The sequence below is a fragment of the Cellulomonas sp. Y8 genome (assembly GCF_008033115.1).
Classification (GTDB): Bacteria; Actinomycetota; Actinomycetes; order Actinomycetales; family Cellulomonadaceae; genus Cellulomonas.
Genome location: NZ_CP041203.1, coordinates 53,554 through 68,629 on the forward strand (window position 1 = coordinate 53,554; position 15,076 = coordinate 68,629).

Genomic DNA, 15,076 nt, shown 5'->3' on the forward strand with positions numbered 1-15,076 from the left:
TCAGGCCGGCGCGCGCTCGCCGGTGAGGTGCACCGCGAGGACCGCCACGTCGTCGTCCTGGTCCGCGTGGTCGAACCGGCGCAGGAGCACGTCGCACAGGTCGTCGGGCTCCAGCGTCCCGACCGACGCCGCGACCTCGGCCATCCGGTCCAGCGCGTCGCGCAGGTGCCCGGACCGCCGCTCGAGCAGCCCGTCCGTCACCAGGACCAGCGTGCACGGGCCGTCCGTCGCGACCCGGGCCACCGCGCGCTCCCCCGGCGCGGGGACGCCGAGCAGCGGCGACGTCGCCCGGAGGTACCGTGCGCCCGCCGGGGTGACGAGCAGCGGCGGCAGGTGGCCGGCGTTCGCGACCTCGATCGTGCCGTCCCGGAGGTCGAGCACCGCGACGCACACCGTCACGAGCTCGGGGTGGCTGCGGCGCAGCAGCGTGTTCAGCAGGTCGAGCGCCCGTGCGGGCGGGTGGCCCTCGAGCAGGTAGGCGCCGAGCGAGAACCGCAGCTGCGCCATGACCGTGGCGGCCCGGAGCGAGTGCCCCTGCACGTCGCCGATCACCACGGCCACCCGGCCGTCGGGCAGGTCGATCGCGTCGTAGAAGTCGCCGCCCACGCTCAGCTGCGCGTCCGACGCGCTGTACCGCGCGGCCATCCGCACCCCCGCCGGCGCGGGCAGCGTGTGCGGCAGCATCGAGCGCTGCAGGGTGAGCGCCACGAGGTGCTCCTGGGCGAAGGACCGCAGGGTGGCCAGCGCGCCGTTCAGGGCGGCCCGGAGCTGCTCGGCGAGCTCGCGCTCCTCCGCGTCGAACGGCTCCGGCGTCGCCACCGCGAACCCGCCGATCGTGCGCCCGCCCGCGTCGGCGAGCGGCGAGACGTGCCACGCGGTGGCCGTGACGCCCGCCCGGTCGAGCATCTCGCGCCACACGCCCGGGGTGTCGGCGGCGGGCAGGTCGTAGGGGTCGGGCGAGGGCGGGTCGGCGGCGGGCGCCAGGAGGCGGCCGCGCACCACCGGCCGGCCCGGCCCCGGGCTGACGACCCGCGTCGCCATGCCGTCGGGCGCCGTCGCGACGACCACGACAGGGGCGCCGAACACCGTGGCGCCGCCCTGGGCGGCCTCCGCCACCAGGTCGTCGAGGGACCGCGCCGACGCGAGGGGCACGACCGCCGCCGCCAGGTCGGCCAGGCGGCGGGCGTGCTCGGTGATGCCGCGCCGGGCGGCGTGCGACCGGCACAGAGCCGCGACGGTCACGAGGAACTCGTCGCGGTCGAGCGGCTCGACCAGGTACGCGTCCGCGCCCCGCTGCAGGCCCGACGTCCGGGACCGGGCGTCGATCGACGTCGCGGAGACGTGCATCACCGGGACCGAGGTCGCCGCGTCGGCCTTGATCCGCTCGCACACGTCGAACCCCGACATGTCGGGCAGGTTGACGTCGAGCACGACCGCGTCGTGGCCCGCGGCGAGCTCCAGGGCGTCCCGGCCCGTGCCGGCCTCGGTCACGACGTAGCCGGCGCGCCGCAGCCAGCTGGCCATCACGTACCGGTGCGCCTCGGTGTCGTCGACGACCAGCACGCGGCGCTGGTCCTCGGCGGTCGCGGTCACGGGGTCGTCCCGGCCGCCGACGTGACGTCGTCGGCCGGCGCCTGCGACCCGCACGCCGTCCGCAGCGCCCGCGCCAGGCCCGCCGCGTCCAGCTCCGCCTTGTCGAGGAACGGCGCGTCCACGGCGGGCCGCTCCGCGCTCGACATCAGCACCACCGGCAGCCCGGCCGTCCGCGGGTCGGACCGGAGCGCCGCCAGCGTCGCCGGGCCGTCCGTGCCCGGCATCCGCACGTCGAGCAGCACCACGTCGGGCAGCTCCGCGGCGGACGCGAGCACCGCCAGGGCCTCGGACCCGTCCCGCGCCTCCAGCACCTCGGCCGCCGCGTCGGCGAGCAGACCGCGCAGGACGACCCGGCCGGCCTCCTCGTCGTCGACGACGAGCACCCGACCGAGCGTGGGCACGTCGGTCCGGCCCAGCGTGAGCGTGAAGGTGCTGCCACGGCCGACCTCGCTCGCGACCTCCAGCGACCCGCCGAGCGCCTCGGCGACCCGGCGCGCGTACGGCAGACCGAGCCCCGTGCCCTTCACGGACGGCTGCAGCCGGTTCGGCACCTGGAAGAACTCCTCGAACACCTCGCCCTGGTGCTCCGCCGCGATGCCCAGGCCGGTGTCCTCGACCGCCACGACCACGGCGCCGCCGTCGGCCGCCCGTCCCGCCCGCACGGTCACGGCGCCCTGCTCGGTGAACTTCGCCGCGTTGGTCAGCAGGTTCCGCAGCACCCGCTCCAGCAGCTCCGGGTCGGTGTGCAGCACGAGGTCGTCCGCGACGTCGACCCGCAGGTCCACACCCGGGCGGAGCAGCGGCTGCACGGTGCCGGCGAGGCCCGCCAGCACCGCCGGCAGGTCGACCCGCACCCGGTGCACGTGCTGGCGGCCCGACTCAGCGCGCGCCAGGTCCAGCAGCTCGTTCACCATCCCGAGCAGCGACCGGGCGCTGGCGTCCAGGTAGCCGACCTGAACCCGCTGGTCCGCGTCCAGGTCGCCGTCGGCGAGCAGCGAGGACAGGCCGAGGATCGAGTTCACCGGCGCGCGCAGCTCGTGGCTGACGCTGCGCAGGAACCGGGTCTTCGCGTCGTTGGCGGCGGCGAGCTGCCGCCCGCGCTCGTCCAGCTCCGCGTACAGGGCGACGACGCCGCTGTTGGTCTCCTCCAGCTCGTCCGAGAGCTGGGTGTACATGGCGAGGACCCCGCGGTTGGTCTCCTCCAGCTCGTCGTTGGCCCGCACCAGCTCGGCCTCCCGGGCGGCGAGCGCGTCGAGCGCGCGGACGAGCTCGGCGTTCTGCACCCGGAGCTCGCCGAGGGCGTCCGCCGACCGCGGCCGGGACAGCGCCGCGCGCACCTGCTCGACCCGGCCGCCGAGGAGCGCGCCGTCGGCCAGCAGCTTGTGCAGCACCACGACCCGCCCGCCCGGCCCGTCGGCGACCTCGACCCCGTCGAGCAGCCGCTCCGCCGCCGCGACCCCGGTGAGCTCGCCGTACGGCTCCCCGGCCCCGAGCGCGCCGTGCACGTGCACGACCAGCCCCGCGTGCGGCGGCTCGGTCACGTGCAGCACGGCGCGGCCCCGGCCCCGGGACACGACCTCGCGGCCGACCTCGGACAGCGCCGTGGCGAGCCGGACCTGGTCCTGCCGGTCGAGGCCCAGCGCCTCGGCCGCCTCCCGGCCGACCTGGCGCAGCACCACGAGGTCGCCCTCGCCGACGATCTCGACGGTGACGAGCTCGCGCAGCGGGCCCGCGGCCCCGGGCGCCGGCAGCCTGCGCCGCGGGCTCACGCCGGGACCCCCGCCCGGGCGACCACGACGCTCGCGTCGTCCCGCCGGACCCCGAAGTCGCGGAGCAGCACGGCCGCCGTCACGAGCGGCGACCGCCCCAGCAGGCCCGGGTAGGGCTCGAACGAGTGCCGCTCGGTCACGCCGTCGCTGTGCAGCACGACGACCGCGCCGCGCGGCAGCGGGTAGGACGCCTCCCGGATCGTGCGCGCCTGGGCCCCCACGATGCCGGGGTGGCTGATCATCGCCCGCCGGGTCGCACCGTCGTCCACCACGCCGGCGATGTTGCCGACGCCCGCGTACCGCACCTGGTCGGCGTCGAGCCGCGCGACCGCGGCGGCGGCGCCGCGCGTCCCGGCGAGCGCCCGGTGCACCACGCGCAGCAGGTCGGCCGGCCCGGCCGGCGCGGCCGCGCGGAACGCCCGCACGGCCTCGGCGCTCGCGACCGCGGCCAGCGGCCCGTGCCCGAGCCCGTCGGCGAGCAGCAGGGTCCGCACGCCGTCGTCCTCGCGGATCGCGTACGCGTCGCCGCAGACCTCCTGCCCCGTCATGGGTCGGGTGAGGCCGACCGCGGACGGCGCGGGCACCGGCGCACCGGCCTCGGCCGCGAACGCCGCCGTGAGCACGGTCCCGGCGCCCGGCCGGGTCCACGCGTCCCAGCCCGACGCCATCCGCACGACCGCGCCGAGCCCGATGCCCAGGGTGCCCGCCGACGACGTCCCGTCGACCACGGCCGCGTCGACGTCGTCGATGCCGGGCCCGGAGTCGAGGGTGACCACCTCCACGACCGGGCCGGCTGCCGCGTGCCGCAGCCGGAGCAGCACCGCGCCCGAGCCCGCGTGCTTCACCAGGTTCGCCGTCAGCTCCGTCACCGCGAGGCCGATCTCGCCCACCCGGTCCGCGCCCATGCCCACGCGCTCCGCGAGGGCGGCCGCGGCACGCCGGGCCGTGCCGGCCGCGCTCACGTGGTCGGCCGTGATCCAGGCGACGTCCTCGACGGTGGCGTCCGCGGTCACCGCGACCACGAGGCGATGGTGACGCGCGTGCCCCGGCCCGGCGCGGTGTCGATCTCGAACTGCTCCACCAGACGGCGGGAGCCCGACAGCCCGAGCCCGAGGCCGCTGCCGCTGGTCCAGCCGTCGGTCATCGCCTGGTCGAGGTCGGGGATGCCGGGTCCGTCGTCGCGGAACTCGACCCGGACGCCCGTGCGCCGCCCGTCCGCGAGCTCCGACAGCACGGCCTCGCCGCCACCGCCGTAGATGAGCGTGTTGCGGGCCAGCTCGCTCGCCGCGGTGACCAGCTTGGTCTGGTCCACCAGCGACAGCCGTGCCGCCTGGGCCAGCGCGCGCACCGCTTGCCGCACCCGGACGACGTCGCCGTCCGTGGTGATCGCCAGCCGCTGCGCCGCGTCCGGCTCCACCGCCGTCACGCGCGGTCCGCGTCGAGCCCGAGCAGGAGCGCCTCCGGCGAGGTCGCGTCGGCGGGCTGCAGCATCCGCAGGCCCTTCTCGACGTCGAGGGCGGTCTTCACGCCGTCCAGCTGCAGGCCGAGCTCGACCATCGTGATCGCCACGGCGGGGCGCATGCCGACCACGACCGTGGTCGCGTCGAGCACCCGCGAGATCCCGGCGATCGACGACAGCATCCGGCCGATGAACGAGTCGACGATCTCCAGCCCGGAGATGTCGATCAGCACGCCGCGCGCACCGGTCTGCGTGATGCGCTCCGCCAGGTCCTCCTGCAGCTGCAGCGCGGTCTGGTCCTGCAGGTCGACCTGGATGGAGACCAGCAGCGTCGACCCGAGCTTGAGGATCGGGACGGCGTCCATCAGGCGGTCGCCGCCTTCGCGGCGCCGTTGGCGCGCAGGGCCGCGACCAGCGCGTCGGCGAGCGTCGCCTTGGTGCTGATGTCGCCGAACTCGATGCCGAGCGCCACGATCGTCTGCGCGATCTGCGGGCGGATGCCGGAGATCGTGCACTCCGCGCCCATGAGGCGCGCCGCGACCACGGTCTTGAGCAGGTGCTGCGCGACCTGGGTGTCGACCGCCGGGACGCCGGTGATGTCGATGATCGCGTGCTCCGATCCGGTGTCGACGAGGGTCTGCAGCAGCTTCTCCATGACGACCTGGGTGCGCGCGGAGTCCAGGGTGCCGACGAGCGGCACGGCGACGACGCCCTCCCACAGCTTGACGACGGGGGTGGAGAGCTCGAGGAGCTGCTCGGCCTGCTCGGCGATGATGGCCTCCCGGGCCGCGGCGAAGGACTCGAAGGTGAACAGGCCGAGGTCGTCGACCAGCCGGACCAGGGCCATCAGGTCGGCGAGGCCGGTGCCCTGCTCGTCGGCCGCGAGGGCGTACAGCCCCTCCTTCAGCGCGAGCACGCCGACCGCGGTCTCGCGCGGGGTGAACCCGAGGCGGGCGCGCGTCGCCGACAGGTCCGCGAGCAGGCCGCGCAGGCCGTCGAACGCGGGGTCGGTCAGCCGCAGGCCGCCCTGGCCGAGGCCGCCGACGAGCGCGTCGAGGATCTCGCCCTGCTCCCGCCCGGCCTCGGAGCGGGTCGTCCGCCCACGGAGCTCGGTGATGACCGCCTCGAGCCAGGTGGCGGAGATGTCGGCGCGCCGGCTCTCCAGGATCTCGGCGAGGCGGGCGGCGTCGGCTCCGGGCATCTGCTCAGGTCTCCGTTCGGGGTGCGGCTGGCCTGCCGGAGGGCGGGCGCGGGCGCGATGCTACAGCGCAGGTCACCCGGGCGCGCGGCGGGCCCCGGTCCCCCGGCAGGGGTGCCCGCCCCGCGGGTGACAAACCGGGCGAATCCGCCCGAATCGGCATGCGCGCGGCTACCGTCGGCCCGTGACAGTTGCCGAACACAACCGCGCGACGCCGCGGACCGCCGTGTCCCCCGGTGGCGTCGACCCCGCCCCCGCCGGCCGGGTCGCCGGGCTCGACGCCCTGCGCGGCGTGGCGATCGCCCTGGTGATGCTCACCCACGCCGACGGCAGCGTCTTCGGCTCGGGCGGGATGGTCGGCGTGACGCTGTTCTTCGTCCTGTCGGGCTTCCTCATCACCGGGCTGCTCGTGCGCGACCTCGAGGCGGACGGGCGCGTCCGGTGGGGCCGGTTCTACGGCGCGCGGGCCCTGCGGCTGCTCCCGCCCCTGGCGCTGGTGCTGGTCGGCTACCTGGTGGTCGAGGGCGTGCTCGGGCTGTTCGCCGGCCCGTCGCAGGTCCCCTGGACCCTGTTCTCCGCGCTCACCTACACGTCCAACCTGCCCTACCTCCCCCACGGCAGCGGTGCGTTCTTCCACCTGTGGACCCTGGCGACCGAGGAGCAGTTCTACCTGCTCTGGCCGCTCGTCCTGGCGGTCGCGTGGCGCCGGCGGTGGGTCCGCCGCGCGGTCGCCCTCGGCATCGCCGGCTCGCTGCTGCTGTGCGCCGCGACCATCGCGTACCAGGCGCCGGACGTCGCCCGCGTCTACGCCCTGCCGACCTCGTGGTCCGTGGCGCTGTTCACCGGCTGCGCGCTCCGGCTCGGCCGCGACCGGGCGTCGCGCGCGCTGCCGGCCGGGACCGCGGTGCGGCGCCTGCTGGCCGGGGGGCTGCTCGCCGCGTTCGCGGCCCTCGCCGTCGCGCCGGGCCTGGACGCGTCGCCGTGGATGTACCTGGCCGTCGTCCCGGCGATCGCGGTGGCTTCCGCGGTGCTCGTGCTGCTGGCCGCGGAGTCGCGGTGGCGGGCGCGCGGGCCGGTGCGGGCCGTCGTCGCGCTCGGCACCGTCTCGTACGCGGCGTACCTGTGGAACCTGCCGATCACCCAGTGGCTCGGCGACCCGCGGGACCTGGCGGGAGGGGCGCTCGGGATCGCGCTGACGCTGGCGGCGGCGACGGCGAGCTGGTGGCTGGTCGAGCGGCCCGCCGCGCGGCTGCGCCGGCGCTGGCAGGACGGCGCGGGCCCCGGCGTCGTCCTGCGCCCCCGCGTGCCGCGCTCGCGGGTGCCGCGCCCGCGCCCGACCGCCGAGTGAGCAACCGACACGTCGAGAGTGCATCCCGCGGCTGCACTCTCGACGTGTCGGGTACCCCCTCGCTGTGCGCCGTGCGCGCGAGGGTGGCCCGGCGCGCGCGGGGTAGCGTCGAGCGGTGACCACCGGCACCCCGATCCACGCCGACGCCATCGACGCCGACCTGGTCCGCGCGCTGATCGCCGAGCAGCACCCGAGGTGGGCGGACCTGCCGGTGCGGCCGGTGGCGGACGGCGGCAACGACCACCGGATGTTCCGGCTCGGCGAGGACCTGGCCGTGCGGCTGCCCAGCGCGCCCGGCTACGTGCCGCAGGTCGCCAAGGAGCAGACCTGGCTCCCCCGGCTCGCGCCGCACCTCCCGCTGCCGGTCCCGGAGGTGCGCGCGGTCGGCGAGCCGTCCGAGCGGTTCCCCGCGCCGTGGTCCGTCTACGGCTGGCGGCCCGGCACCCCGCTGGCACGCTCCGCCGTCGAGGACCCGGTCCGGCTCGCCGGCGACCTCGCGCAGTTCCTCGTCGCGCTGCGCGGCTGCGACACGACGGGCGCGCCCGGACCCGGCCTGCACAGCGCGTTCCGCGGCGGACCGCTGGCGCACTGGGACGACGAGGTCGGCGACATCCTGCACCGGGTGCACGGCCGCGACCGCGACCTGGCGGCAGGCCTGTGGCGCGACGCCCTCGACGCTCCGCCGACCGGCGCACCGACCTGGCTGCACGGCGACGTGGCGGTCAACAACCTGCTCGTGCGCGACGGGGTGCTCGCCGCCGTGCTCGACTTCGGCTGCTCCGCGGTCGGCGACACCGCGTGCGACACCACGCCCGTGTGGACCTGGCTCTCCGGCGCGGCCCGCGACGTGTTCCGCGCCGAGCTCGGCGTGGACGACGCCACCTGGGCCCGCGGTCGGGGCTGGGCCGTGTGGAAGGCGCTGATCCTCGTCACGAACGAGCCCCCGGAGCAGCGTCGGCTGGCCCGGCACGTGCTCGACGAGCTGCACGCGGGGGTGTGAGCAGGGGTGTGAGCGCGGGGTCCTCGGCTCAGCCCCAGAAGCCCGCGAGCCGCCCCGCCAGCGCCCGGCCCCGGTCGTGCCCGGCCCGCGCCGCCACCGGCCGCAGGGCGGGATCCATCGCCCGCTCGCCGAACAGGCCCGGGTCGTCCGGGACGACCACCTCGACCCGGCTGCCGGCGGCCCGCAGGTCCTCGACCTGCGCCGCCAGGTCGAGCCGCCACGCCGCCGGGGTCAGCGACGCCCCGCCGAGCGGCGCCAGCACGAGCACCCGCCCGTACCCCGCGGCCAGGTCGGCGTTCTCCCCGCGCCGGTGCGCGCCGTCGACGTACCACCGGTCGCCGATCGGGTACGCCGGACCGCCGGCACAGCTCGCGGCCACGGCGTCCACGAGCTCGACCCCGCTCGAGCCGTCGAGGACGACCGGCTCGCCGGTGTGCGCGTCGACCGCGGTGAGCAGCGTCCGCCGCTCCGGCCACGCCGCCCGCGGCAGCCGCGCCGCCACCGTGGCCCGCCACCGCCCCGGCGCGTCCGGACCCGCCGCCGCCGCCCGCTCCAGCGCGTCCGCGCCCGTCCGGCGCCGCAGGTCGGCGGGGTCCGCCGCGGCGGCGACCAGCGCGCGGCGGCGCGCCAGGTGCTGCGCGACGCCGCCGGGGCCGGGTCCGCCCGCTCCGCCCCGGCTCGCCGCGGAGCCCCCGGGCCCGCGCGCTCCCCGGCCCGGTGCCGCCCCGCCCGCCCGCGGTGCCGACGGCACCGGCGGCACCGGCGGCGCCAGGGTGGCCGCGTACAGCTCCGCCGCGGCCGCTCCGCCGAGCTGAGCCGCGGCGGTCGCCCCCGCGGACGTCCCGACCACGAGGTCGGCGCCGGTCACGTCGACCCCGCCGTCGAGCAGCCCGGCCACGACGCCGAGCAGCCAGGCGTTGCCGGTCGAGCCGCCGCCGCCCAGGACGAGGGCGCGCTCGCCGGAGCCGGTGGCGGGAGCAGGTGTCGTCACGATCCGGGGACGCTAGTCCTCCGGTGCGGGCGGCGCGACGGGTTTCCGCGGCACCCCGGACGGTCGCCCGGTCACCGCACCAGTCCCAGGTACGCCAGCACCTCCGGCAGCGCCTCGGCGACGGGTCGCGTGCTGTCCACCACCAGGCGCTCGTCGTGCCGCGGCTCGTACTCCCGCGCCGTGCGCCGGACGTCGTCCCACGTCGGCAGCGGGAACCCGGGCAGGTCGGCCGGGCGCGTCTCGACCCTGCGCCGGTGCTCCGCGGGGTCGGGGCACACGACCTCGACGACCCGCAGCGTCGCCCCGTGCGCCGCTGCGGTCCCGGCCCAGCCGTCGCGCGCCGCGCCCGAGGGGCTCACCGCGTCGGCGACGACCACCTGGCCGCGGCGGAGGTGCGGGCCGGCGAGCGCGTGCATCACCGCGTACGCGGCGATGCCGGACTGCTCCGGCGGCACGTCGTAGCGGCGCATCGCCGCCTCGATCGCGTCCACCCGGAGCGCCACCACCGGCACCGCGTCCGCCACCGCGGCCGCGAGCGTGGTCTTGCCCGAGCCGGGCAGACCGCAGACCTGGACCAGCACGTGGCTCCTCCTCGTCCTCCGGGCGCCGTACGACGCCCGGCTCCCCCGCTCGTCAGCCCCGGTTCAGCGGGTCGTGCCCCCAGTTCATCAGCGAGTGGCGCCAGGCCGTGTCCGCCACGTCGCCCGAGGGCTTCTGGGGCGAGGTGCCGGTGGACGTAGCCGACCACCGTCCGCATGTGCGCGTCCGTCGTCGGTCAGGTCCGCCTTGCGCGTGCGGGCGATCTCGACTCCCGCGCGACCCGGGCGCGCTCCTCGTCGTCCATGCGCGCCATCGTGGCACCGCGCGGGTGCCCGCACCCGTCGACCGCGACCGGGGCGGGCGCCCGCGGCACCTCGAGCTGCCGGGGCGTCCGGCGGGGCCGGAGGTCCCGCACCGGCCGGCACCCCGCGCGCGACGATGTCGCCGGCCAGCCGCCGCTCCGGGAGGACCGCCGTGCACCTCGACACCCACGCCGTGGACCACTACCTCGCCCACGGCGAGCTCGCGACCTCGTGGGTGGTCCGCGCGGCCGCGGGCGACGACGCCGGGTCCGCGCACCCGGTGCTACCGCACGCCGACGACCGCGCCGTCGTGCGCGGGCTGCGCGACGCCCTCGTCCGGCTGCTCGACCCGTTCGCCCCGGCGCACCCGGACGCCTGGGCGGCGGTGGCGCCGGACTGGCCGGCGCGGGTCGAGGACGCGCGCGTCGCCCTGGTCGTCGGATGGCCGCAACCGTACGACGCCGGGGTCCGCACCGACCCGGACGGCCGGGACGTCGTCGTGCTCGACGTCGCGCGGCTGGCCGGGTACGGGCCCGACGCGGGGCTGGCGACGGCCCGGACGGTGCTCGACCACGAGGTGGGGCACGTCCTCGTCGCCTCGCTGTGGCCCGCCGACGCCGCGGCCGGTCACCGCAGCCGGCTCGACCGGCTCGTCTTCGACGAAGGACTCGCCCAGCACCTCGCCATGCGCGGCCACCCTGCACTGGCCCCGTCGTCGACGTCGCTCGTCGGCCGGCGACGGGCCGCCCACGACGCCCTCCGGGACGCGCGCGACCTGACCGACGCGGCCGCGCAGCGCGCCGCCCTGCACCGGGCCGCGGCGGCGGACGACTTCTGGGACAAGTTCGGCTGCGTCGCCGGGCTGCTGGCGTTCGCCGACGCCGAGCGCACCGGCGGCCTCGGCGGTCCGGCCGCGCTCGCCCGGCTCGGCTGGCCGGGCTTCGTCGACCGCGTGCTCGCCCGTGCGCCCGTCGCCGCGCCCACGGAACCCTCCCGCTCGCCCGCCGGCCGCGAGTAGCGTGCGCCGTGTCCGGACCGGGCACGACGAGAGGGGCGGCGTGTGGCCGACCGCATCGAGGAGCTGATGGACGCCAACCTGCGGCGGGTCTTCGGGGAGCGCGACCCCGAACGCCGGCGGGTGGCGATCGAGGACACCTACACCCGGGACGTCGTGTTCTCCGACCCCGAGGAGACCGTGCAGGGCTGGGACGCGGTGCACCGCAAGGCCCAGGGGCTGCTCGACGGCGCACCGGGGTCCGCGTTCTCGGCCGACGGCCCCGTCCGCCGGGCGCAGGACCTCGCGCTGCTCGCCTGGCAGTTCGGCCCGCCGGGGCAGGACCCGGTGGTCCGGGGCATCGACGTCGCCGAGATCCGCGAGGAGCGCATCGCCCGGCTCTGGACGGTGCTGGTCCAGGACTGACCGGGCGGCACGGCACCCGCGGCCTCGGATCGCGAGGCCGGCGTGCGCGCGGGTGGGCTGCTGCCGATGGTTTTCGCGCACAGGACCCCGCCGACGGAGCCTGCAGAACAACCGTGATCACGAGTCCTCTTCCTTACTGGCGGCGTACGAGGACCTGCTCGAGCGGCGCAGCCCGGGGTACACGCGCAACTACCGCGCTCTCGACGTCGCGGACGAGCTGTCCGGGCCGTTCGCCGCAGCCGGGGGGACGGTCACCACCTATGTGGAGACGTGGATCCAGCCGAGCGCCGTCGACGCGTTCGTGCAGATGTCCGCGTCCTCGACGCAGGTGCAGCGCGGCGTCGACGCGCACGGGAGGGTCGTCCTGGACGAGGTCCGGGCCTCGCGGCGTCGGCCGCTCGCGACGACGTCCTGGAGGTGGCCTACCGCTCGGAGCTGTACCTGGCCCGCACACCCCGGTGATCGCCCGGACACCGTGCGGGGGGTGCCGTCGATGCGCACCGAGCCCATGGATGACCTGCCGCCCGGCGGACGTGTCGGTGGTCGGCGGGATGCTGGGGTCCTCCGACGACAGGGAGCCGACGATGTCCACCCAGCCCGATGCCCGCCCGGTCCCGATCGACCCGCCCGGGATGGTCCGCAGCCCCGCATTCGCGCAGGGGATGGTGCTGCCCCCGGGCCCCACGCTGTACGTCGGCGGCCAGAACGGCCTCGACGCCGAGGGCACGCTGCTCGACGGGCTCGGCCCGCAGACCGAGCAGGCGCTGCGGAACGTGCTCGCCGTGCTGGCCGAGGCGGGCACGGACGCCGACCACGTCGCGATCCTGCGGATCTTCCTCACGGCGGGCGTCGACCCGACGGCGGCGTTCGAGGCGAGCGCCGCCGTGTGGGGCCGCCGTCGCACGGCGGTCACCGTCGTCTCGGTGCCCGAGTCGCGGCCGGGAGTGCTGGTCGAGATCGAGGCGGTCGCCTCGGTCCCCACCCCCTGAGCCCGGCTCCCCGAGCCCGGCTCCGGTCAGGCCCCCACGTACGCCGCCAGGTGCTCGCCGGTGAGCGTCGACCGCGCCGCCACGAGGTCCGCCGGCGTGCCCTCGAACACGATCCGGCCGCCGTCGTGCCCGGCGCCCGGTCCGAGGTCGACGATCCAGTCGGCGTGCGCCATCACGGCCTGGTGGTGCTCGATCACGATGACCGACTTCCCGGAGTCGACCAGCCGGTCGAGCAACCCGAGCAGCTGCTCGACGTCCGCGAGGTGCAGGCCGGTCGTCGGCTCGTCGAGCACGAGCACGCCGCCCTTCTCCCCCATGTGGGTCGCGAGCTTGAGCCGCTGCCGCTCGCCGCCGGACAGCGTGGTGAGCGGCTGGCCCAGGCTGACGTAGCCCAGGCCGACGTCGGCGAGCCGGTCGAGCACGGCGTGCGCGGCCGGGGTCCGGGCGTCGCCCTCACCGAAGAACGCCTCCGCCTCGGTGACCGACATGGCGAGCACCTGGCTGATGTCCTTGCCGCCGAAGGTGTACTCCAGGACCGACGCCTGGAACCGTCGGCCCTCGCACTCCTCGCACGTCGTCGCGACGCCGGCCATCATCCCGAGGTCGGTGTAGACGACCCCCGCGCCGTTGCACGTGGGGCACGCGCCCGCCGAGTTGGCCGAGAACAGCGCGGGCTTCACCCCGTTCGCCTTCGCGAACGCCTTGCGGACCGGCTCCAGCAGCCCGGTGTAGGTCGCCGGGTTGCTGCGCCGCGACCCCCGGATGGCGCCCTGGTCGATCGCGACGACGCCGTCCCGCTTCGACACCGACCCGTGGATCAGCGACGACTTCCCCGACCCGGCCACGCCGGTGACGACCGTGAGGACGCCGAGCGGCAGGTCGACGTCGACGTCCTTCAGGTTGTGCGAGGACGCGCCCCGGACCTCGAGCACGCCCGACCTCGTGCGCACCGACGGCTTGAGCGACGCCCGGTCGTCCAGGTGCCGCCCGGTCAGCGTGCCGCTGCGCCGCAGCTCCTCGACGGTCCCCTGGAACACGATCTCCCCGCCGCCGGTCCCGGCGCCGGGTCCGAGGTCGACCACGTGGTCGGCGACGGCGATCGCCTCGGGCTTGTGCTCGACGACCAGGACCGTGTTGCCCTTGTCCCGCAGCCGGAGCAGCAGCTCGTTCATCCGCTGGATGTCGTGCGGGTGCAGGCCGATCGTCGGCTCGTCGAAGACGTAGGTCACGTCCGTCAGCGACGACCCGAGGTGCCGGATCATCTTGGTCCGCTGCGCCTCGCCGCCGGACAGCGTCCCCGAGGGGCGGTCGAGCGACAGGTAGCCGAGCCCGATCTCCACGAACGAGTCGAGCGTCTCCCCCAGCGCCTCCAGCAGCGGCGCCACGGACGGCTCGTGCAGGTCCCGGACCCAGGCCGCGAGGTCGCTGATCTGCATCGCGCAGGCGTCCGCGATGCTGATCCCGCCGATCTTCGACGACCGCGCGCCCTCGTTCAGCCGGGTCCCGCCGCAGTCGGGGCAGGTGGTGAACGTGACGGCCCGCTCGACGAACGCCCGGATGTGCGGCTGCATCGCGTCGACGTCCTTGACCAGCATCGACTTCCGGATCTTCGGGATGATGCCCTCGTAGGTGAGGTTGATGCCCTCGACCTTGATCTTGGTCGGCTCCTTGTGGAGCAGGTCCGACAGCTCGCGCTTCGTGAAGTCGCGGATCGGCTTGTCCATGTCGAAGAACCCGCTGCCGGCGAAGATCCGGCCGTACCAGCCGTCCATCGTGTAGCCGGGCACGGTGAGCGCGCCGCCGGCGAGCGACCTGTCCGCGTCGTACAGCTGGGTGAGGTCGAAGTCCTGGACGTCCCCGCGGCCCTCGCAGCGCGGGCACATGCCGCCGGTGACGCTGAACTCGCGTCGCTCCTTCGTCGCGACGCCGCCCTTCTCGAACGTCACGGCGCCCGCGCCGCTCACCGACGCGACGTTGAACGAGAACGCCTGCGGCGAGCCGATGTGCGGCTGCCCGAGCCGGCTGAACACGATCCGGAGCATCGCGTTCGCGTCCGTGACCGTGCCGACGGTCGACCGCGGGTTCGCGCCCATCCGCTCCTGGTCGACGATGATCGCGGTGGTCAGCCCGTCGAGGACGTCGACGTCCGGCCGGGCCAGCGTCGGCATGAAGCCCTGCACGAACGCGCTGTACGTCTCGTTGATCATCCGCTGCGACTCGGCGGCGATCGTCGCGAACACCAGCGAGCTCTTGCCCGACCCCGACACCCCGGTGAACGCGGTGAGCCGGCGCTTCGGGATCTCGACGTCGACCTCCTTGAGGTTGTTCTCCCGCGCGCCCCGCACGCGGATCAGGTCGTGGCTGTCGGCGACGTGCGGCGTCGCCGCCGCCTCCGTCCGCGTGGCGGTCATGGGGTCTCCGTCCGGGATGTCGCGAGCGCTGGCGCAGCCAGCGTGGCCGGGCGGCA

The 15,076-nt window shown here is 76.4% G+C and carries 14 protein-coding genes; 5 read left to right on the forward strand and 9 right to left on the reverse strand.

What is annotated here, in order from left to right; translation table 11 throughout:
- From FKM96_RS00240 to FKM96_RS00265, 6 genes are read right to left on the reverse strand one after another with little or no spacing between them, the layout of a single operon-like run.
- Complete coding sequence (locus FKM96_RS00240; protein ID WP_147793564.1) at positions 1–1,593, reverse strand: SpoIIE family protein phosphatase; 1,593 nt, start codon at positions 1,591–1,593, stop codon at positions 1–3.
- A complete protein-coding gene (locus tag FKM96_RS00245) occupies positions 1,590–3,362 on the reverse strand; it encodes an ATP-binding protein (protein WP_210417330.1) in 1,773 nt (590 codons plus the stop codon). The genes FKM96_RS00240 and FKM96_RS00245 overlap by 4 nt, the downstream gene beginning before the upstream one ends.
- Positions 3,359–4,384 (reverse strand): SpoIIE family protein phosphatase, encoded by a 1,026-nt coding sequence (locus FKM96_RS00250; RefSeq protein WP_147793565.1) that lies wholly within the window; start codon positions 4,382–4,384, stop codon positions 3,359–3,361. The genes FKM96_RS00245 and FKM96_RS00250 overlap by 4 nt, the downstream gene beginning before the upstream one ends.
- Positions 4,372–4,788 (reverse strand): ATP-binding protein, encoded by a 417-nt coding sequence (locus FKM96_RS00255; RefSeq protein ID WP_147793566.1) that lies wholly within the window; start codon positions 4,786–4,788, stop codon positions 4,372–4,374. The genes FKM96_RS00250 and FKM96_RS00255 overlap by 13 nt, the downstream gene beginning before the upstream one ends.
- Entirely contained in the window at positions 4,785–5,186 is a 402-nt protein-coding gene (locus FKM96_RS00260; RefSeq protein ID WP_147793567.1) for an STAS domain-containing protein, read from the reverse strand. The genes FKM96_RS00255 and FKM96_RS00260 overlap by 4 nt, the downstream gene beginning before the upstream one ends.
- Positions 5,186–6,022: an STAS domain-containing protein gene (locus FKM96_RS00265; protein WP_147793568.1), complete on the reverse strand. Its 837-nt coding sequence runs from the start codon at positions 6,020–6,022 to the stop codon at positions 5,186–5,188. The genes FKM96_RS00260 and FKM96_RS00265 overlap by 1 nt, the downstream gene beginning before the upstream one ends.
- A gap of 181 nt (positions 6,023–6,203) precedes the next feature.
- Between FKM96_RS00265 and FKM96_RS00270 the strand changes: the two genes are divergently transcribed.
- Complete coding sequence (locus FKM96_RS00270; protein WP_147793569.1) at positions 6,204–7,367, forward strand: acyltransferase; 1,164 nt, start codon at positions 6,204–6,206, stop codon at positions 7,365–7,367.
- 115 nt (positions 7,368–7,482) lie between these two features.
- The gene (locus FKM96_RS00275; RefSeq protein WP_147793570.1) at positions 7,483–8,367 is read left to right on the forward strand and encodes an aminoglycoside phosphotransferase family protein; all 885 of its coding nucleotides are present in this window, start codon (positions 7,483–7,485) and stop codon (positions 8,365–8,367) included.
- A gap of 28 nt (positions 8,368–8,395) precedes the next feature.
- Here the strand turns inward: FKM96_RS00275 and FKM96_RS00280 are convergent, their stop codons facing one another.
- A complete protein-coding gene (locus tag FKM96_RS00280; RefSeq protein WP_371300543.1) occupies positions 8,396–9,361 on the reverse strand; it encodes a patatin-like phospholipase family protein in 966 nt (321 codons plus the stop codon).
- A 68-nt stretch (positions 9,362–9,429) separates the two neighbouring features.
- Entirely contained in the window at positions 9,430–9,939 is a 510-nt protein-coding gene (locus tag FKM96_RS00285) for an AAA family ATPase (protein ID WP_147793572.1), read from the reverse strand.
- A 433-nt stretch (positions 9,940–10,372) separates the two neighbouring features.
- On the opposite strand from FKM96_RS00285, the gene FKM96_RS00295 reads away from it, so the two are divergent.
- The 3 genes from FKM96_RS00295 (at position 10,373) to FKM96_RS00305 (ending at position 12,609) form a co-directional block, all read left to right on the forward strand.
- Positions 10,373–11,218 carry a hypothetical protein gene (locus FKM96_RS00295; protein ID WP_147793573.1) on the forward strand — a complete coding sequence of 282 codons (846 nt, stop codon included), beginning with the start codon at positions 10,373–10,375 and terminating at the stop codon, positions 11,216–11,218.
- Between the two features lie 42 nt (positions 11,219–11,260).
- Positions 11,261–11,620, forward strand: coding sequence for a nuclear transport factor 2 family protein (locus tag FKM96_RS00300; protein WP_246855111.1), 360 nt, complete (start codon positions 11,261–11,263; stop codon positions 11,618–11,620).
- Between the two features lie 584 nt (positions 11,621–12,204).
- Positions 12,205–12,609 (forward strand): RidA family protein, encoded by a 405-nt coding sequence (locus FKM96_RS00305; RefSeq protein WP_147793574.1) that lies wholly within the window; start codon positions 12,205–12,207, stop codon positions 12,607–12,609.
- Positions 12,610–12,635: 26 nt separating this feature from the next.
- Here FKM96_RS00305 and FKM96_RS00310 read toward each other — a convergent pair whose 3' ends face one another.
- Positions 12,636–15,020 carry an excinuclease ABC subunit UvrA gene (locus FKM96_RS00310; protein WP_147793575.1) on the reverse strand — a complete coding sequence of 795 codons (2,385 nt, stop codon included), beginning with the start codon at positions 15,018–15,020 and terminating at the stop codon, positions 12,636–12,638.
- Positions 15,021–15,076 lie beyond the last annotated feature (56 nt).